This window comes from Saccharothrix sp. NRRL B-16314 (assembly GCF_000716595.1).
Classification (GTDB): domain Bacteria; phylum Actinomycetota; class Actinomycetes; order Mycobacteriales; family Pseudonocardiaceae; genus Actinosynnema.
This window is the reverse complement of record NZ_JNXC01000008.1, coordinates 160,547-179,082: the sequence shown is the minus strand read 5'-3', so window position 1 is coordinate 179,082 and position 18,536 is coordinate 160,547. Positions and strand designations below refer to the sequence as shown.

16 protein-coding genes are annotated in these 18,536 nt (G+C 71.9%); 11 read left to right on the top strand and 5 right to left on the bottom strand.

The genetic code is table 11. The features are described from left to right. Positions 1-205: 205 nt before the first annotated feature. The 5 genes from OQ02_RS15760 to OQ02_RS15740 are packed head-to-tail and all read left to right on the top strand — an operon-like array spanning position 206 to position 7,293. A complete protein-coding gene (locus tag OQ02_RS15760) occupies positions 206-3,868 on the top strand; it encodes a nitrate reductase subunit alpha (protein WP_033439147.1) in 3,663 nt (1,220 codons plus the stop codon). Next, positions 3,868-5,565: a nitrate reductase subunit beta gene (narH, locus tag OQ02_RS15755; RefSeq protein WP_033439146.1), complete on the top strand. Its 1,698-nt coding sequence runs from the start codon at positions 3,868-3,870 to the stop codon at positions 5,563-5,565. Before OQ02_RS15760 ends, narH begins: the two co-directional genes overlap by 1 nt. Then, positions 5,562-6,197: a nitrate reductase molybdenum cofactor assembly chaperone gene (narJ, locus tag OQ02_RS15750; RefSeq protein WP_033439145.1), complete on the top strand. Its 636-nt coding sequence runs from the start codon at positions 5,562-5,564 to the stop codon at positions 6,195-6,197. Before narH ends, narJ begins: the two co-directional genes overlap by 4 nt. Further along, on the top strand, positions 6,194-6,961 hold the full coding sequence (gene narI / locus OQ02_RS15745; protein ID WP_051772360.1) for a respiratory nitrate reductase subunit gamma: 768 nt from the start codon (positions 6,194-6,196) through the stop codon (positions 6,959-6,961). The genes narJ and narI overlap by 4 nt, the downstream gene beginning before the upstream one ends. Next, positions 6,958-7,293, top strand: a complete 336-nt coding sequence (locus tag OQ02_RS15740) for a hypothetical protein (RefSeq protein ID WP_033439144.1) — start codon at positions 6,958-6,960, stop codon at positions 7,291-7,293. Before narI ends, OQ02_RS15740 begins: the two co-directional genes overlap by 4 nt. A gap of 40 nt (positions 7,294-7,333) precedes the next feature. On the opposite strand, the gene OQ02_RS15735 is transcribed toward OQ02_RS15740, so the two are convergent. The 3 genes from OQ02_RS15735 to OQ02_RS15725 all read right to left on the bottom strand — a co-directional run bounded on the left by OQ02_RS15735 (position 7,334) and on the right by OQ02_RS15725 (position 10,155). Continuing rightward, positions 7,334-7,837, bottom strand: a complete 504-nt coding sequence (locus OQ02_RS15735) for a hemerythrin domain-containing protein (protein ID WP_033439143.1) — start codon at positions 7,835-7,837, stop codon at positions 7,334-7,336. A 3-nt stretch (positions 7,838-7,840) separates the two neighbouring features. Continuing rightward, positions 7,841-9,052: an MFS transporter gene (locus tag OQ02_RS15730; RefSeq protein WP_033439142.1), complete on the bottom strand. Its 1,212-nt coding sequence runs from the start codon at positions 9,050-9,052 to the stop codon at positions 7,841-7,843. 113 nt (positions 9,053-9,165) lie between these two features. Continuing rightward, positions 9,166-10,155: an Acg family FMN-binding oxidoreductase gene (locus OQ02_RS15725; protein WP_033439141.1), complete on the bottom strand. Its 990-nt coding sequence runs from the start codon at positions 10,153-10,155 to the stop codon at positions 9,166-9,168. Between the two features lie 140 nt (positions 10,156-10,295). Between OQ02_RS15725 and OQ02_RS15720 the strand changes: the two genes are divergently transcribed. Beyond that, positions 10,296-11,990, top strand: coding sequence for a GAF domain-containing sensor histidine kinase (locus OQ02_RS15720; RefSeq protein ID WP_033439140.1), 1,695 nt, complete (start codon positions 10,296-10,298; stop codon positions 11,988-11,990). Here OQ02_RS15720 and OQ02_RS15715 read toward each other — a convergent pair. Both OQ02_RS15715 and OQ02_RS15710 read right to left on the bottom strand, forming a co-directional pair. Then, positions 11,987-12,637 (bottom strand): response regulator transcription factor, encoded by a 651-nt coding sequence (locus OQ02_RS15715; protein WP_033439292.1) that lies wholly within the window; start codon positions 12,635-12,637, stop codon positions 11,987-11,989. The two genes, OQ02_RS15720 and OQ02_RS15715, sit on opposite strands and share 4 nt — an antisense overlap. Positions 12,638-12,745: 108 nt before the next feature. Then, a complete protein-coding gene (locus tag OQ02_RS15710; RefSeq protein WP_033439139.1) occupies positions 12,746-13,453 on the bottom strand; it encodes a hypothetical protein in 708 nt (235 codons plus the stop codon). A 186-nt stretch (positions 13,454-13,639) separates the two neighbouring features. On the opposite strand from OQ02_RS15710, the gene OQ02_RS15705 reads away from it, so the two are divergent. From OQ02_RS15705 to OQ02_RS15685, 5 genes are all read left to right on the top strand, one after another. Next, entirely contained in the window at positions 13,640-14,515 is an 876-nt protein-coding gene (locus OQ02_RS15705; RefSeq protein ID WP_033439138.1) for a universal stress protein, read from the top strand. A 125-nt stretch (positions 14,516-14,640) separates the two neighbouring features. Continuing rightward, positions 14,641-15,126 (top strand): universal stress protein, encoded by a 486-nt coding sequence (locus OQ02_RS15700; protein ID WP_033439137.1) that lies wholly within the window; start codon positions 14,641-14,643, stop codon positions 15,124-15,126. Beyond that, the gene (locus OQ02_RS15695) at positions 15,123-17,750 is read left to right on the top strand and encodes a bifunctional acetate--CoA ligase family protein/GNAT family N-acetyltransferase (RefSeq protein ID WP_051772359.1); all 2,628 of its coding nucleotides are present in this window, start codon (positions 15,123-15,125) and stop codon (positions 17,748-17,750) included. Before OQ02_RS15700 ends, OQ02_RS15695 begins: the two co-directional genes overlap by 4 nt. After that, the gene (locus tag OQ02_RS15690) at positions 17,747-18,061 is read left to right on the top strand and encodes a hypothetical protein (RefSeq protein ID WP_033439136.1); all 315 of its coding nucleotides are present in this window, start codon (positions 17,747-17,749) and stop codon (positions 18,059-18,061) included. The genes OQ02_RS15695 and OQ02_RS15690 overlap by 4 nt, the downstream gene beginning before the upstream one ends. Then, positions 18,058-18,531, top strand: coding sequence for a universal stress protein (locus OQ02_RS15685; RefSeq protein ID WP_051772358.1), 474 nt, complete (start codon positions 18,058-18,060; stop codon positions 18,529-18,531). Before OQ02_RS15690 ends, OQ02_RS15685 begins: the two co-directional genes overlap by 4 nt. The last annotated feature ends 5 nt before the right edge of the window (positions 18,532-18,536 follow it).

The following is an 18,536-nucleotide window of genomic DNA, read 5'->3' as shown; positions in this document are numbered from 1 at the left end:
GCGCGGTGCGGGGTGGACGGCGTGACGGCATCCCGTCGGCGCGCTCACCGACCGCTCCGGCGGCCGGGACGACTCTGCCGAGTGCTGCGAGCCGGCTCCACCCGCATTATGGTCGGCACAGCCCTGTCGATCACCTCGCTCTGCGGATGCCCGAGGAGTTTCGCCTGTGAGCACCGACGCCGACCCTCGAATCCGCGGCACGGGTATGGACACCGGGCTGACCGAGGCGCTGATCCGCACCCGCCGGTTCTTCACCCGGGCCGAGGTGTCGCCTGACCTGCGCACACTGCACCAGATAGGTGGTCGGCAGGCCGACGAGTTCTACCGGGACCGGTGGAGCCACGACAAGGTGGTCCGCTCCACGCACGGGGTGAACTGCACCGGGTCGTGCTCGTGGAAGGTCTACGTCAAGGACGGGATCATCACCTGGGAGTCGCAGCAGACCGACTACCCGTCGGTCGGGCCCGACTCGCCGGAGTACGAGCCGCGCGGCTGCCCGCGCGGAGCGGCGTTCTCCTGGTACACCTACTCGCCGACCCGGGTGCGCTACCCGTACGTGCGCGGTGTGCTGCTGGAGATGTACCGCGAGGCCAAGCAGCGCACCGGTGACCCGGTCCTGGCCTGGGCAGACGTCGTCGAGGACCCTGGACGCGCACGGCGGTACAAGGCGGCACGAGGCAAGGGCGGCCTGGTCCGGGCGACGTGGGACGAGGCGACCGAGATGGTCGCCGCCGCGCACGTGCACACGATCAGGACCTACGGCCCCGACCGGGTTGCCGGGTTCTCGCCGATCCCCGCGATGTCGATGGTCTCGCACGCTTCCGGCGCACGGTTCGTCTCGCTGCTCGGTGGCACGATGCTCTCGTTCTACGACTGGTACGCCGACCTGCCGGTCGCGTCGCCGCAGGTCTTCGGCGACCAGACCGACGTGCCGGAATCGGCGGACTGGTGGGATGCCGGGTACCTGGTCATGTGGGGCTCCAACATCCCGGTGACCCGCACGCCGGACGCGCACTGGATGGCGGAGGCGCGCTACCGGGGGCAGAAGGTGGTCGCGGTCGCGCCCGACTACGCCGACAACGTGAAGTTCGCCGACGAGTGGCTGGCCGCCCGACCCGGCACGGACGGTGCGCTGGCGATGGCGATGGGCCACGTGGTCCTGCGCGAGTTCTTCGTGGACCGGCAGGTGCCCTACTTCACCGATTACGTCAAGCGCTACACCGATCTGCCGTTCCTGGTCCGGCTCGACGAGCACGGGCAGGTCCACCGACCCGGGAAGTTCCTCACCGCCGCCGACCTGCCGGACCACGGCGACCAGGAGAACCCGGCGTTCAAGACCGTCCTGCTCGACTCGGCGACGGGCGAGCCGGTGGTCCCCAACGGCTCCCTGGGCCACCGCTACGGCGAGCAGGGCGCGGGCCGCTGGAACCTGGACCTGGGCGACGTCGACCCGCTGCTGTCGGTCGAAGACGCCGAATCCGTGGTGGTGGAGCTGCCGCGCTTCGACTCACCGGACGGCTCGACGTCCGCGCTGCGCCGCGGGGTGCCGGTGCGACGGGTGGGCGGGCACCTGGTCACGACGGTGTTCGACCTGTTGCTGGCGCAGTACGGGGTGCGCCGCGAGGGCTTGCCGGGCGTGTGGCCCAGCGGCTACGACGACGCCGAGCAGCCGTACACGCCTGCCTGGCAGGAGGCGTTCACGGGGGTTCCGGCGCAGGCGGCGGCGCGGATCGGGCGCGAGTTCGCCGCCAACGCGGAGGACACCCGCGGCCGGTCGATGATCATCATGGGCGCGGGGACCAACCACTGGTTCCACTCCGACACCATCTACCGGGCGTTCCTGACCCTGACCACGCTGACCGGCTGCCAGGGCGTCAACGGCGGCGGGTGGGCGCACTACGTCGGCCAGGAGAAGTGCCGCCCGATCACCGGCTGGTCGCAGTTGGCCTTCGGGCTGGACTGGTCGCGCCCGCCGCGGCAGATGATCCAGACCGCCTACTGGTACCTGCACACCGACCAGTTCCGCTACGACCGGTTCGGCGCCGACACCCTCGCCTCCGCCACGGCCGGCGGGCAGTTGGCGGGCAAGGCGACGGCGGACGTGATCGCCCAGTCCGCGCGCATGGGCTGGATGCCGTCCTACCCGACGTTCGACCGCAACCCGCTGGACCTGGCCGACGAGGCCGAGCGCGCCGGCGTGCCCGCCGCCGACCACGTGGTGTCGGAGCTGAAGGCCGACCGGCTGCGGTTCGCCTGCGAGGACCCCGACTCACCGGAGAACTTCCCCCGCGTGCTCAGCGTCTGGCGGGCCAACCTGCTCGGTTCGTCCGGCAAGGGGAACGAGTACTTCCTCAAGCACCTGCTGGGCACCGACAACTCGCTGCGTGCCGAGGAGTCCCCGCCCGGGGCTCGGCCGAGGGACGTGGTCTGGCACGACGAGGCGCCGGTCGGCAAGCTCGACCTGCTGCTGTCGCTGGACTTCCGCATGACCAGCACCACGATCTTCTCCGACGTGGTGCTGCCGGCCGCCACCTGGTACGAGAAGCACGACCTGAACACCACCGACATGCACCCGTTCGTGCACTCGTTCAACCCCGCGATCGCCCCACCGTGGCAGACCCGCACCGACTGGGCGGCCTTCCAGGCCATCGCCGAGACCTTCAGCCGCCTCGCCGCCGACCACCTCGGCACGCGCAAGGACCTGGTGGCCACCCCGTTGCTGCACGACACCCCCGACGAACTGGCGAACCCGCACGGTGTGGTGCGGGACTGGAAGGCGGGTGAGTGCGAGCCGGTTCCCGGTGTCACCATGCCGAGGATCACGGTGGTGGAGCGCGACTACACCGCCATCGCGGCGAAGATGGGCGCGCTGGGCCCGCTGGTCGACTCGCTCGGCGCGACCACCAAGGGGGTCACCTTCCGGGTCGAGCGGGAGGTGGAGTACCTGCGCCACAAGAACGGCGCGATCCGCGGCGGCCCCGCCGACGGCCGCCCGTCGTTGGTGCGCGACGTGCACGCCTGCGAAGCGATCCTCGCGCTGTCGGGCACCACCAACGGCCACCTGGCCACCCAGGGGTTCCGCACGGTGGAGCAGCGGACCGGTACGCGGCTGGCCGACCTGGCGGCCGAGCACGAGGGCAAGCAGATCACCTTCGCCGACACCCAGTCCGCGCCGGTTCCCGTGATCACCTCACCGGAGTGGTCGGGCTCCGAGACCGGTGGACGGCGCTACTCGCCGTTCACCATCAACGTCGAGCGCCTCAAGCCCTGGCACACCCTCACCGGCCGCCAGCACTTCTTCCTCGACCACGACTGGATGGCGGAGCTGGGGGAGCAGCTCCCGGTGTTCCGCCCCCCGCTGGACATGCACGCGCTGTTCGACGAACCCCGCGTGGGCGAGAGGGGCGAACTGGGCATCACGGTCCGGTACCTCACCCCGCACAGCAAGTGGTCCATCCACTCCGAGTACCAGGACAACCTCTTCATGCTCAGCCTGTCACGCGGCGGGCAGACGATCTGGATGTCCAAGGAGGACGCGGCGAAGGTCGGTGTGGCCGACAACGACTGGATCGAGGCGGTCAACCGCAACGGCGTCGTCGTCGCCCGAGCCGTCGTCTCCCACCGGATGCCCGAGGGCACCGTCTACATGCACCACGCCCAGGACCGGCTCATCGACGTGCCGCGCGCCGAGACCTCCGGCAAGCGCGGCGGCATCCACAACTCGCTGACCCGCCTGCTGGTCAAGCCGTCGCACCTGATCGGCGGCTACGCGCAGCTGTCGTTCGCGTTCAACTACCTCGGACCGACCGGCAACCAGCGCGACGAGGTCACCGTCATCCGCCGTCGCAGCCAGGAGGTGCGGTACTGATGAGGGTCATGGCGCAGATGGCGATGGTGATGAACCTCGACAAGTGCATCGGCTGCCACACCTGCTCGGTGACCTGCAAGCAGGCGTGGACCAACCGCACCGGTGTCGAGTACGTGTGGTTCAACAACGTCGAGACCCGACCCGGCCAGGGCTACCCGCGCACGTATGAAGACCAGGAGCGCTGGCGCGGGGGCTGGGCGCTGAACAAGCGCGGCAGGCTCAAGCTCAAGGGCGGCGGGCGGCTGCGCAAGCTGCTGACCATCTTCAGCAACCCGAAGATGCCCGGCATCCAGGACTACTACGAGCCCTGGACCTACGACTACGACAACCTCACCAGCGCGCCGCTGCAGGAGCACACGCCGGTCGCACCGCCGCGGTCGTTGATCAGCGGTGAGCCCACGAAGATCACCTGGTCGGCCAACTGGGACGACAACCTCGGCGGCGCGCCCGACCACGGTGACAAAGACCCGCTGCTCAAGGGCATCTCCGACAAGGTGAAGTTCGAGTTCGAGCAGACGTTCATGTTCTACCTGCCGCGCATCTGCGAGCACTGCCTCAACCCCTCCTGCGCCGCCTCGTGCCCGTCCGGCGCGATCTACAAGCGCAGTGAGGACGGCATCGTGCTGGTCGACCAGGACCGCTGCCGCGGCTGGCGGATGTGCGTGTCGGGCTGCCCGTACAAGAAGGTCTACTTCAACCACCGCACCGGCAAGGCCGAGAAGTGCACGTTCTGCTTCCCCCGCATCGAGGTGGGCATCCCCACCGTGTGCGCGGAGACCTGCGTGGGCCGGCTGCGCTACATCGGGTTGGTCCTCTACGACGCCGACAAGGTCCTGGAAGCCGCGTCGACACCGGACGAGCACGACCTCTACGACGCGCAGCGCGCGGTCTTCCTCGACCCCGACGACCCCGCGGTGGTCCGCGAGGCCGAGAAGGCGGGCATCCCGCGCGACTGGATCGAGGCCGCCCAGCGCTCCCCGATCCACTCGCTGATCAACACGTTCAAGGTCGCCCTGCCGCTGCACCCGGAATACCGGACGATGCCCATGGTCTGGTACATCCCGCCGTTGTCCCCGGTGGTCGACATCGTCCGCGACACCGGCCACGACGCCGAGGACCACGGCAACCTGTTCGCCGCCATCGACGCACTCCGCATCCCGGCCGAGTACCTCGCGCAGCTGTTCACCGCCGGTGACGTCGAGCCGGTCGACGCCGTCCTGCGCCGCCTGGCCGCGATGCGCTGCTACATGCGCGACATCAACCTCGGACGCGAGCCCCGCGAGGCCGTGGCGGCCGAGGTCGGCATGACCGGTGAGCAAATCTACGACATGTACCGGCTGCTTGCGCTGGCCAAGTACGACGAGCGCTACGTCATCCCGCCCGCCCACGCCGAACAGGCTCACGGCCTGGAGGAACTGGCCACCGAGTGCAGCCTGGACTACGAGGGCGGGCCCGGCATGGGTGGCTCGGGGCCGTTCGGCGAGAACTCCGGCGGCAACTCACCGATCGCCGTGGAGAACTTCCACATGCTGCGCGACCGCCAGACCACCGACACCGTCGCCGCGCCCATGGACAAGCAGAACCGGGTCAACCTCCTCAACTGGGACGGCAAGGGCCGCCCGGCGGGCATGTTCCCGCCGAAACGGCGCCCCGACGAGGGCGGCGACCCCGCCGGCGAGGTGGACCCGGAACCATGACGCTCACCGACGTCGACCGCGCCACCGCATGGCAGGTCCAATCGCTGCTGTTGAGCTACCCCGACGAGCGGCTGGTGGAGCGGTTGCCGCTGCTGCGGGCAGCGACGGGGACGCTGCCGGCGGTGCTCGCCGCACCGCTGGCCGCGTTCCTGGACCACGTCGAGGCCACACCGCTGATCGACCTCGCCGCGGACTACGTGGCGACCTTCGACCACCGCAAGAGGTTCAGCCCCTACCTGACCTACTTCGCCTACGGCGACACCCGCAAGCGCGGCATGGCCCTGTTGCGCTTCAAGCACGCCTACCGCGCCGCCGGACTGGAACTCGACGACGGTGAGCTGCCCGACCACGTGGCCGTGGTGCTGGAGTTCGCCGCCACCGGCGACCCGGTGGTCGGCCTGCGGCTGATGACCGAACACCGGGCCGGGCTGGAACTGATCCGCCTGGGACTGCGCGAGGCCGGCTCGCCGTGGGCGCACGTCCTGGAGTCGGTGTCGGCCACGCTGCCACCGCTGGGCAAGCGGGTCCACGAGGCGGTCGCCCGGCTGGCCGCCGAGGGGCCACCCGAGGAAGAGGTCGGCCTCGCCCCGTTCGCACCTCCCGAGTACATGCCGCAAGGAGGTCCCCGATGACCACGTCGCTCGCCGCCCAGCCCGTGCCGTCGTCACCGGGCACGCTGGACATCATGCTGTGGGTGGTCGTGCCGTACGTGGCCATCGCCGTGTTCGTCGTGGGCCACGTCTGGCGCTACCGCTACGACAAGTTCGGCTGGACCACCCGCTCCTCGCAGCTCTACGAGAACCGGCTGCTGCGCCTGGGCAGCCCGCTGTTCCACTTCGGCATCCTGGTCGTGGTGATCGGCCACATCGGCGGTCTGCTGGTGCTGAAGTCGTGGACCGAGGCTGTCGGGATCAGTGACGACGCCTACCACGTGGTCGCCGTGGCGCTCGGCGTGCTGGCCGGGGTGTGCACCCTGGTCGGCGCGGCCATCCTGGTCTACCGCCGCCGCACCGTCGGCCCGGTGTTCTCCGCCACCACCCGCAACGACAAGGTGATGTACGTCCTCCTGGTCGGCACCATCGTGCTCGGCCTGGGCACCACCGTGCTGGGCAACCTCACCGAGCACCCGCACGACTACCGCGAGACGGTCTCGCCGTGGTTCCGCTCCATCTTCTCCCTGCAGCCGGCACCCGAGCTGATGGCCGCGGCGCCGATCGGCTTCCGGCTCCACGCCCTGGCCGCGTGGGCGCTGTTCGCCTTCTGGCCCTTCAGCCGCCTCGTGCACGTGTTCTCCTTGCCCCTGGGCTACCTCACCCGTCCTTACATCGTCTACCGCAGCCGGGATGCGCAACTGGGCAACCGCGCACCGCGGCGCGGATGGGAGCGCACGCAGTGACCGGACACCCCGACGTCAGCCAGGTCGACGTGCTGGCCGCCGAACTGCTCGACCAGGCTCGCGAGCACCACTCGCGCCGGGCCGCCCGGACCCTGGTCACCGGCACCTCGCTGCGGGCCACGCTCATCGCGCTGGCCGAAGGCGCCGACCTGGCCGAGCACGACGCGCCACCGGCCGCCACGCTGCACGTCCTGACCGGACGGGTGCGACTGCACACCCAGGACCATGAGCAGGTCCTCGGTTCCGGCGACCTCGCGCCCATCCCGCCAACCCGGCACGGCCTGACGGCGCTCGCCGACAGCGCCGTCCTGCTCACCGTCGCACTCCGCTGAACGGCCGGACCGGCCCGCCCCGCTACCAGCACCGCGCGGATCAGGCCGGCCGGCGGGACACCCGGTCCGGTTCGTCCGGGCGATCGCCCGGGTCGGGCGTGACGCGGTCGCGCACCGCTTGGACCGCTTCCCACTCGTCGGTGCCGAGCCTGCTCAGCGCGGCGGGGAACACGCCGTCCTGCTCGGCGAGGATGTGCTCGCGCAGCATGTCCAGCGCGGCCGACAACCGGTCGGGCCACGTCGGGTCGGCGGGGATGCGCTCGCCGGCCTCTCCGAGCACCGCCTCGATCAGGCGGTGCTCGGAAACCAGGTTCGCGACGTGGTCGGGGAACTCGTCGGCCAGCGGCGGGAACAGGGCCTGCTCCTCCACCGCCGTGTGTGGACCGAGGACGAGCGCCATCCGCCGCGCGACGGCAGCCACCCCGGCCACGTCACCTCGATCGCGGGCCGCACGTACGTCGCCGATCATGGTCACCACGTCGTCGTGTTCGCGGGTCAGGCGCTCGATCTCGGTGATCGCCTGGCACCCGCAGTACTGGCACACGGCTCAACGCTCCGTCGCGGCGCGGCGGACGACCGTCGCGGTGAACAGCATCGCCGCCCCGGCGACCACTGCCAGGGCCGCCAACCCCAGGGCGTAGGACGACATCGCGCCGTACAGCGCGCCCATCACCAGCGGCGGCACGAAACCGCCCAGACCGCCCGCGGCACCCACCACGCCGGTGACCGAGCCGACCCGGTTCGCCGGAACCAGGAGCGCGACCAGCGCGAACACCGCGCCGCTGCCCGCGCCCAGTGCGGCGGCCATGCTCAGGAACGCGGTCGTGCCCAGCGGCATGAGCGTCGGCGTGAACGACTGGAGCACCGCCCCCGCGGTCACCACGCCGAGCGACGCGGTCAGGACCCGCACCGGGTCGAACCGGTCGGACAGCCACCCTCCCACCGGCCGCATCACCACCGCGAGCAGCACGAACCCGGCCATGCGGTTGGCCGCGTCGGCCTGCGTCAGGCCGTATGCGGTCTTCAGGTAGGCGGGCAGGTAGACCGAGAACGCCACGTAGCCGCCGAAGGCCACCGCGTAGAGCGCCGAGGCGTGCCAGGTGACCGGCAGGCGCACGGTGTTCCCGAGCCGACGCGTCAGCGACTCGGTGGGGATCACCCGTCCGGGCGCGTCGCGCAGCACCAGAGCGGCGATCACCGCGTACACCAGCAGCACCACGGCGGTGACGATGAACGGAGTCGGGATGCCGGAAGCACTTACCAGCGGGACCGTGGTCAGCGCGCTGATCGCCGTCCCGCCCATGCCGGCGCCGAACACCCCGATCGCCAGGCCGCGCCGGCTCGGCGGGAACCAGGCGTTGACGAACGGCACACCGACCGCGAACGCCGTGCCGCCGACGCCGAGGAAGAAGCCACCGATCAGCAGCGCCGTCAGCGAGGAGTGGCCCAACACGCCGATGAACAGCACCGGGACGATGGTCACCAAGGACACCAGGGGGAACATCACCCTGCCGCCGAACCGGTCCGTCAGCACCCCGACGGGGATGCGCCCGACAGAGCCGACCACCACGGGCACCGCCACCAGCACCGCCTGTTGGAACGCGCTGAGCCCGAGGGAGTCCTTGAACAGCGGCCCGAGCGGGCTGAGCAGCGCCCAAGCCCAGAAGTTCACCGCGAAGCCCAAGGTCGCCAACCCCAGCATCAGGGTGCGGCGGCCGGTCGTGGTGGGGACCTGCTCGACGGAAGTGTCCGTTCCCATCCGGGGTGACCCCTCTGCTGGACGTGCTGTCGTCTTCATCGTCACCTCCGGGTACGTCTGTCGCACTTCAAACCGACTTGTGGGAGCCGGAAGCAGGTCACCGTCGCCGACGCTCACGCGGTCGTGCCGATCGGCTCCAGCAGCAGGTCGCGGACGGCGCGGCGCGGGCTCGGGGGGACCGGTGAGCCGAAACCGATGCGCAGGACGGTCTGCGGTTCGAGCATCCCGCCGAGGGTGCGGCGGAGTTCTTCGCGGACGGGCCGCACCTCGATCGCCTGGGACATGAAGGACGCGGACAGCCCGAGGGCGGTGGCGGCGAGCAGCAGGCGTTGCAGTGCCTGACCGGCCTGCAGTTCGGCGAGGGCCCCGTCGTAGAACGAGCAGAGCACCACGACGAGCGGGTCGGACTCGTAGTCCTTGCCGGGTGGGCGTTCGGCGGCTTGGAAGTCGCGCATCGCCCATTCGTCCTGGGGCGCGGGTCGCACGCCCGCGGACGCGGGTGGGATGCCGTCGCCGGTTCGCGGACCCGTCCAGTCGGTCAGCTCGGCCCGCACGTCCGGTGCGTCCGCCTGGATCCGCTGTGCTTTGGCCACGAGACCTTGCAGGCGGGCGCGTTCGTTGCGGTCGGTCACGACGTGGAGCCACGACCGCTCGCGCTCGGCCGCACGCACCAGCGCGTGCCGGTGTTCGACGGGCACCGGCACGTCGCGGAACGGCTTGCGGTTGGATCGCCGTGCCGGGATCGCCTTGATGAGCTGTCGGGTCTCGTCGTCGAGGTCGCGGTGACCGCCGTGGCGGATCGTGGCCAGCGCTCCGGGTGCTTCGGCACCGGGCATGAGGGTCACCAGCGGTCGGATGCCGCGCCGGCGGAGGGCGAGGCGGAGGTTGAACAGCGCCGCGCCGCAGGACAGCCGCAGCTCCCGGTCCTCCGGGTCGGTGGCCGGCAGCCTGCGGGCCTGGTCGTGGTGCAGCTCGATGCGGTCGGGCGCGAGGCGGAACCGCCACGGTTGGGTGTTGTGCACTGACGGGGCCAGTGTGGCGGCGGTGAGCACGTCGGTCACCTCGTCCACCGCTAGCCCGAGCACCTCGGTCACGTCTGCCATGTCGTCCCTGCTCACTTCGTCCGATCGAACCGACACTTCCACTGTGGGGTTCCGGCGGCTGTCGGCACACGGTCGAAGGTCCCTTCCGGGCAGGGCCGCTGGGCTTGGCGGTGTCGTGGGCAGGATGGAACGCTGTACCCGTGACCGAATCAGCCGGCCCCGAGGTGCCGCACCGCCTGCTGGGCGGGCTGCGGCTGGACGAGTTGCTCGACGAGGTGCGGGAGCGCCTGACCGAGATCGCTTCGACCAGGGACAAGATGCAAGGCCTGCTGGACGCGGTCATCGCGGTCGGCGCCGGGCTGGAGCTGGATTCGACGTTGCAGCGGATCGTGCAGGCCGCGGTGGAACTCGTCGGCGCGCGTTACGGCGCGTTGGGCGTGCTGGGCAGCCAGGAGAACCTGTCGGAGTTCGTCTACGTCGGCATCGACCCGGAGACGCGGTCGCACATGGGGCACCTGCCGCAGGGCAAGGGCCTGCTCGGGCTGCTGATCAAGGACCCGCGGGCGATCCGGCTGCACGACCTGGCCGAGCACCCGGCGTCGGTGGGCTTCCCCGCGAACCACCCGCCGATGCACAGCTTCCTGGGTGTGCCGGTGCGGGTGCGGGACGAGGTGTTCGGCAACCTCTACATGACCGAGAAGATCGACGGCACCGATTTCACGGTGGACGACGAGGTGGTGCTGACCGCGTTGGCGGCGGCGGCGGGTGTTGCGGTGGAGAACGCGCGGCTGTTCGAGCGGTCGCGGATGCGCGAGCGGTGGCTGGAGGCCACCGCGGAGATCAACACCGAGCTGCTGGGCGGTGCGTCGGCCGATGACGCGCTGCGCCTGATCGCGCAGCGGACGCGGGAGCTGTCGGCGGCGTCGATGTCGTTGATCGTGCTGGTCGAAGGCCCGGACGGGCAGCGGCTGCGGATGGCCGCCGGCGCGGGTGAGCGCGTGGAGGGCCTGGTCGGCGGTGTGCTGGCCGGCAACGGGACGGTCGTGGCGGAAGTGCTCGCCTCGGGTGCGCCGACGCTGGTGGAGGAGCTGGGGGGACGGCTCGGCGGGGCGTCGGTGGAGGCGGGGCCGGGTGTCGCGGTGCCGTTGAGGTCCGGTGCGAGTGTGACCGGGGTGCTGCTGGTGGCGCGGGAGAAGGGCGGTGCCCGGTTCGGGGCGGAGCAGGTTCCGCTGTTGGCGTCGTTCGCGGACCAGGCGGCGGTGGCGTTGGAGTTCGCCGAGAACCAGCGGGCGCGGCGGTTGGTGGACGTGCTGGAGGACCGCGACCGGATCGCGCGTGACCTGCACGACCACGTGATCCAGCGGTTGTTCGCCACCGGCATGAGCCTGCAGGGCGCGTTGGGCACGATCCGCGAGCCGCAGGTGCGCGAACGGGTGCGCAAGGCGGTGCACCAGCTGGACGAGACGGTGCTGGAGATCCGCACGTCGATCTTCGACCTCCAGGCGGACGGCGACACGCCGGGGTTGCGGCGGCGCCTGCTGGACCTGGTGTCCGAGCTCACCGAGAACGCGCCGGTGACGCCGACCGTGCGGATGACGGGGACGGTGGACAACTCGGTGCCCGACGACGTCGGCGAGCACGCCGAGGCCGTGGTGCGCGAAGCGGTCACCAACGTCGTGCGGCACGCTCGGGCGCGGGAGCTGGTCGTGACCGTGGAGGCGGGCGACGAGTTGACCATCACGGTCGTGGACGACGGTGTGGGCATGCCGGCTCGGGTCGCCCGCAGCGGTCTGCGCAACCTCGAACAGCGGGCCGCCGCGTTGGGCGGCACGTGCTCGGTGACCGGTGAAGCCGGCGGCGGCACCCGCCTGACGTGGCAGGTCCCGCTGGCTTAGCCCTCCGACGGCGGCGCGGGCTTGCGCAGCCGGGTGGCGAGGACGGCGGCCTGGGTGCGGCGTTCGAGGCCGAGCTTGGCGAGCAGGTGCGAGACGTAGTTCTTGACGGTCTTCTCGGCCAGGAACATCTTCTCGGCGATCTGCCGGTTGGTCAGGCCCTCGCCGATGTGGTCGAGCACCGCGCGTTCCTGCTCGGTGAGCATGCGCACCGGGTCGCCCTGCTCGCGTTCGCGGCGGATGCGGTTGAGCAGCGCGGCCGTCGAGCGGGCGTCGAGCAGCGATCCGCCGTCGGCGACGGTGCGGACGGCGGTCTTCAGGTCGGTGCCGAGGATGCGCTTGAGGACGAACCCGGACGCGCCGGCCATGATGGCGTCGAACAGGGCCTCGTCGTCGGTGAACGAGGTCAGCATCAGGCACTTCAGGTCGGGCATGCGGGAGCGCAGCTCGCGGCACAGCTCGATGCCGTTGCCGTCGGGCAGCCGCACGTCCAGCACGGCGACGTCCGCGCCGCTGTCGGGCACCCTGGTGAGCGCTTCGGCCACCGAACCGGCCTCGCCCACCACTTCCAGGTCGTCGGCGCTGTTCAGCAGTTCGCGCACGCCGACGCGGACCACTTCGTGATCGTCCACCAGGAACACCCGGGCCACCGGTTCCACCTCTCGTTTCTCCGCCTGGCCACACCTTGGCCGACGGAACACGACCGTCACAGGGTCCGAAGACCCTCCCATCACGCGCTCAAGGTCCCTCTCATCCTGTCAGCGCACGGCGTGGACGGCGCGGTCGGCGCCCGCGGACCGCTGGGGCGCGACGGTGACCGGGCGGTGGTGCGACACGAGGACGGGGCACGGGGCGTGGTGGAGCGCCGCGCGGGTGGCCGGACCACGCCCGGCCAGGACGAGCAGGTCGGTGTCGGCGTAGCGGGTGATCGCCTCGTTCGGGTGCATCCTGGCCAGCACCGACGTGTGGTGGGTGCCACGCAGCACGTCGTCGGCGTGGGTGACCGGCCACACGGGGTCGTCGGCGCGCACGGGCAGTGGCGGTGCGGCGTGCAGGACGCGCAGCGCCACGTGCTGCTGCTCGGCGTAGGCGAGGGCACGGGTCACGGCCAGGTCGTCGTCGGACACGTCCCCGGACAGCAGCACGGTGACCCGTCGGTGGGCGCGGTGCAAGGCCTCGGTGGTGCCGCGGATCACGACGACGTCGCACGCCGCGTGCTCGACCAGCGGCAGGACCAGCCTGCTCAGGCCGAACGACGTGCCGTTGGCCCCGCGGTGGCCGACGACGAGGAGCGCGGCCAGGGAGCCCGCCGCCATCAGGTCGTGGACGGGGTCGGCGGTGGGTCGGTGCACTTCCAGCGGGGCTCCGGTCGACGCGGCGTGCTCGGCCGCCCACCGGAGGGCGGCTTCGCCCCAGGGGGAGCCGTCGTCCGCGACGACGACAGGTGCGGGATTCCGGTGCGTCATGGCTCCACGGTGGTCCGCCCGACCGTCGGGGCACAGGGTCGTGGGTGGTGTCCGGCGTGGCCCAAGGGCCCATGCCGGTGAGGACCAAGGACCACTGCACCCGACCCGTCGGCTGCCTAGCGTCGAGATCGGGAGACGTGGGGTCCGACTGCGTTCCCCGTCAGCGGATTCGGAGAGGAACCTGTGATGAGTGCCCCGATCGTGGTCGGTGTGGACGGTTCGGCGTCGGCGTTGACGGCTGTGCAGTGGGCGGCTGAGGAAGCCGCACGGCACCGTGCGCCGCTGAAGCTCGTGCATGCCTTCCTGCTGCCCGTCCGCGGTTACCCGGAGATCGTGTTGACCGGTCACGAGGTGCGGGAGGCGTTCGCGCAGCAGGGACGGCGGTGGGTCGACGAGGCCGCGGCCACCGCCCGCGCGGCCGTTCCCGACGTGGAGGTCGAGACGTCCGTCGTGGTCGACCGGCCCGCCGCCGCGCTGATCGCCGCGTCGCACGGGGCGCGGTCGGTCGTGCTCGGCTCCCGGGGGCTGGGCGGCTTCTCCGGCCTGCTGGTCGGCTCGGTCGCCGTGGCGGTCGCCGCGCACGGCAAGAGCCCCGTGGTCGTCGTGCGCGACGGGATTCGCCGGGACGGTCCGGTCGTGGTGGGCGTGGACGGCTCGCCCACGAGCGAGGAGGCGATCGCCTTCGCGTTCGCCGAGGCGTCGCTGACCGGCGCACCGCTGACGGCGGTGATCGCCTGGACCGACTTCCTGGTCGACAGCGCCTACGACTCCCGCTTCACCGTGGACTGGTCGCAGGTCGAGGACGAGCAGCAGCGCCTGCTGGCCGAACGCCTCGCGGGGTGGCAGGAGAAGTACCCCGATGTCCGCGTCGACCGCGTCGTCGTCCACGACCGGCCCGTCCGGGCACTGCTCGACGCCGCGAAGGACGCCTGGCTGCTCGTCGTGGGCAGCCACGGCCAGGGCGGCTTCGCCGGCATGCTGCTCGGCTCGACCAGCCAGGCGCTGGTCCACCACGCCCCCTGCCCCTTGGCCGTCGTCCGACCCACCACCGCGCAGCAGTGAGCGCTCAGGCCGACGGACCGGCCCGACGCCTCAGGGCCGAAGGTCCTGCCGCCACGAGGGCCGTGGCCACTGACCTGGGGCTTCCGCCGTCGGCAGGCTTGGAGACGAGCACCCGAGGAGGGGTAATGGACGAGACGGTCGTGGTGGGCGTGGACGGCTCACCGGTCAGCCGGACCGCGCTGCGGTGGGCGGTCGAGGAAGCGAAGCTGCGCGGCTGCGCGGTGGAGGCGGTCCTGGCCTGGCACGTGGACTACGCCCTGGTGATCGGGCCGATGTCGGCCACCATCGCCGCCGGGATGGACCGCGACAGGCTGCGTGAAGACCACCGGCGCGTGCTGGACGACATGGTGGCCGAAGCAGGTGGCGACGTCCGGGCCGTGCTGGCGGAGGGCGACGCCCGCGACGTGCTGACCAAGGCGTCGCAGCACGCGGCGCTGCTGGTGGTCGGCAGCCGGGGCGCGGGACCGGTCCGCGAGGTGTTGCTGGGTTCGGTCAGCTCCTACTGCGTGCACCACGCGACGTGCCCCGTGGTCGTCGTGCGCGAGCCCAAGCCCGAGCACGCCGAGCACGCCGAGCCGAAGCCCGTCATCACCCCGGGCCCGCTGCTGTGACCGCCTCGGTGAACGTCGACCGGGCGTTGTTGGCCGACGGCTCCGTGGTGGCGCTGCGCGAGCTGGGGCCGGCCGATGCGGACGCGCTGTCCGCGCTGCACCGCGACCTGCCGGTGGACGACCGCTACCTGCGGTTCTTCAGCTCCGCGCCGAGGCACCTGGACGAGTTCGTCGCCCGGTTGACCTCGCCCGAGGAGCCGCGGCACGTCGTGATCGGCGCGTTCGCCTCCGACGTGCTGGTAGGCGCCGCGAGCTACGTCCCGCTCGACGACGACACCGCAGAGGTGGCGCTGGTGGTCGCGCACGACCGGCAGTCCCACGGCGTCGGCACGTTGTTGCTCGAGCACCTGGTTTCCGCGGCACGCCGGCGGGGCGTGCGGCGGTTCCGCGCCGACGTGCTCACAGCGAATTCGAAGATGCTGCGGGTCTTCGCCGACTTGGGCCTGGTGTCGACGTCCGAGGCGGACAGCGGCGAGGTGCGCGTCGACCTGGGGCTCGACCTCGGCGAGCGCTACCTGGAGGCCGTCGCCGACCGCGAGCAGGCCGCCGACGTGGCCAGCCTGCGCGCGGTCCTCAAGCCGAAGTCGGTCGTGGTGGTCGGGGCGAGCCGCAAGTCGTCCTCCGTGGGCAACGCGGTGCTGGCCAACCTGCTCGGCGGCGACTACGCCGGTGCGCTGTACGCCGTGAACCCCCACGCCCGCCACGTGCTGGGCGTGCCGTGCCACCCGACCGTGACCGACCTGCCCGAGGCGCCGGACCTCGCCGTGGTGTGCGTGCCGGCCGAAGCGGTCGCGCAGGTGGCCGAGGACTGCGGGCGACGCGGGGTGAAAGCGCTGGTCGTGATCACCTCCGGCGTCGAACCCGACCGCCTGCTGGAGGTCGTGCGCCGGCACGGCATGCGGATGGTCGGCCCGAACTGCGTCGGCGTGTCCAGCACCGACCCGGACGTGCGCCTGGACGCCACCTTCACCCGCGACCGGACCGGGCAGGGCGGGATCGGCCTGGTCACGCAGTCCGGTGGGGTGGCGATCGCGGTTGCCGAGCGGCTGCGCAGGCTCGGGCTGGGCACTTCACAGCTGGTCTCGACCGGCGACAAGTTCGACGTGAGCGGAAACGACCTGCTGCTGTGGTGGGAACGCGACGAGCGGACCCGCGCCGTGGCGCTGTACCTGGAGTCGTTCGGCAACCCGCGCAAGTTCTCCCGCCTGGCCCGGCGGGTGGCGCGCCGCAAGCCGGTGCTGGCGATCCGGGCCGCGAGCAGCGAAGCCGGTCAGCGTGCCGCCGCGTCGCACACCGCCTCGACCGCCACCCCGGCCGTGACGCGGGACGCGTTGTTCCGGCAGGCGGGCGTGATCGCGGTCGACGGTGTCGAGGAGATGGTCGACGTGCTGGCCGCGCTGCACGGCACCCCGCTGCCCACCGGGCGTTCCGTGGCTGTGCTGGGCAACGCGGGCGGGCTCGGTGTGCTGGCCGCGGACGCCTGCGCCCACCACGGACTGGTCGTAGCCGACCTGGGCCAGGGCACGGTCGAGGCGCTCGAAGCGCTGCTGCCGGGCACCGCCAGCGCCCACAACCCGGTCGACACCACCGCGGTCGTGGACGAGGCGACGTTCGGCCGCTGCCTTGACCTGCTGGTGGCCGATCCGGCGGTGGACGCGGTCATCGCGGTCACCGTCCCCACCGCGTTGGGCGACCCGGCCGGTGGCATCCACCCCACGGCCAAGCCGGTGCTCGCGGTGAGCCCCGACCAGGACGGGGCCGTGTCGCTGCGCGACGACGCCATCGCCTGCTACACCGAGCCCGCTCGCGCCGCCGCCGTGCTCGCCGCGCTGGCCGAGCGCGCGACCTGGTTGCGCCGCCCGGCGCCGCAGTCGGACGAGTTGTCGGGGATCGACCTGCCGACCGCCCGCGCCGTGGTGGCCGAGCACTTCGCGGCCGAACCCGGAGGCGGGTGGCTGGACCCCGATCAGGTGGTGCGGCTGCTGGGTGCGTTCGGGCTGCCGGTCCTGGGCGGCGTGCTGGTGCGGGACGCCGAGGCGGCGGTGGTGGCACAGCGGTCCTTCGGCGGACCCGTCGCGCTGAAGGCCGTGGCACGGGGACTGCTGCACAAGAGCAAGGGCGGCGGCGTGCTGCTCGACCTGGCGGGCGAGGACGCGGTGACCTACGCCTTCGAGTCGCTGCGCGATCGGTTCGGCGAGCAGTTGCACGGCGTGTTCGTGCAGCCCATGGCCGAGCGGGGACGCGAACTGATCGTGGGCGTGGTGACCGATCCCCAGTTCGGTCCCCTCGTGGTGACCGGTCTGGGTGGCGTGGACACCGACCTGCTCGACGACCGCGCCGCGGCCCTCGCACCGCTGTCGCGGGCGGACGCCGACGACCTGCTGCGCGGCTTCCGCGCCGCGCCGAAGGTGTTCCGCGAGCACGACGAGGCGGCCGTGCGGGACGTGCTGCTGCGGGTCGGCCGGCTGGCCGAACTCGTGCCGGAGCTCGCCGAACTCGACCTCAACCCGCTCGTCCTGACCGGGCCGCGCGCGCTGGCGGTGGACGCCAGGGTCCGCGTCGCGCCGGCCGAGCCGGTCGACCCGTTCCTGCGTCGGCTCCGCGACCCGAGGAGGACGTCATGACCGCCACCACGCCGGTCGAGGTGTCCTGCCGGTCCGGCGAGGCGTACGGGGTGCGGCTGCGCGACCACAACGTCGGCACCGACCAGCCGCGCGGGGGCCGGCGGTCAAGACCTGGCCCCGGGAGTCGAGCTGCCGGTGGCGTCCATGGCCTGGTCCGCGTCGCCGAGGGGCGGCCGGCCGTGCGGGTGGCGGCCTGGACGTCCGAGCGGCACGAGACCGCCCTTCTGGCCGCGGTCCGGCACCGCACCGCGCACAACACGCTCCGGCGAGCGCCGGAGATCGTCATCGAGCTGAACGAGGTGGAGTCGTGAACGCAGGTCCGATCGTGGTCGGTGTCGACGGCAGCCCGGCGGGCGAACGCGCGTTGCGCTGGGCGATGGACGAGGCGGCGCAGCGCAAGTTGCCGCTGCACGTGGTCAACGCCTATCCGTACGAGCCGTTGGCCGACTGGACGATGACGTCCGAGCAGGCCGCGCGGGTCCGCTCGGAGGTGCTGGTCGACGACGCCTTGCGCGTGGCGTCCGTCGGCCGGCTGGAGTTCCCCCGGATCATCCGGCACTGCGTGCGGGGACCGGCGGCGGAGGCGCTGGAGGCGCAGGCACGGGACGCGTCGATGCTGGTGGTGGCCTCCCACAGCGGCAGCCGGCTTCGGCAGGTGTTGCTCGGCAGCACCAGCGCGCACTGCGTTCGGCACGCGACCGTGCCGGTGGTCGTCATCCCGCCGTCTGACGGGCAGCACGCCGGGGCCGCGATCCGTGCTGGACGGGAGGCCGGGCGATGAGGGTG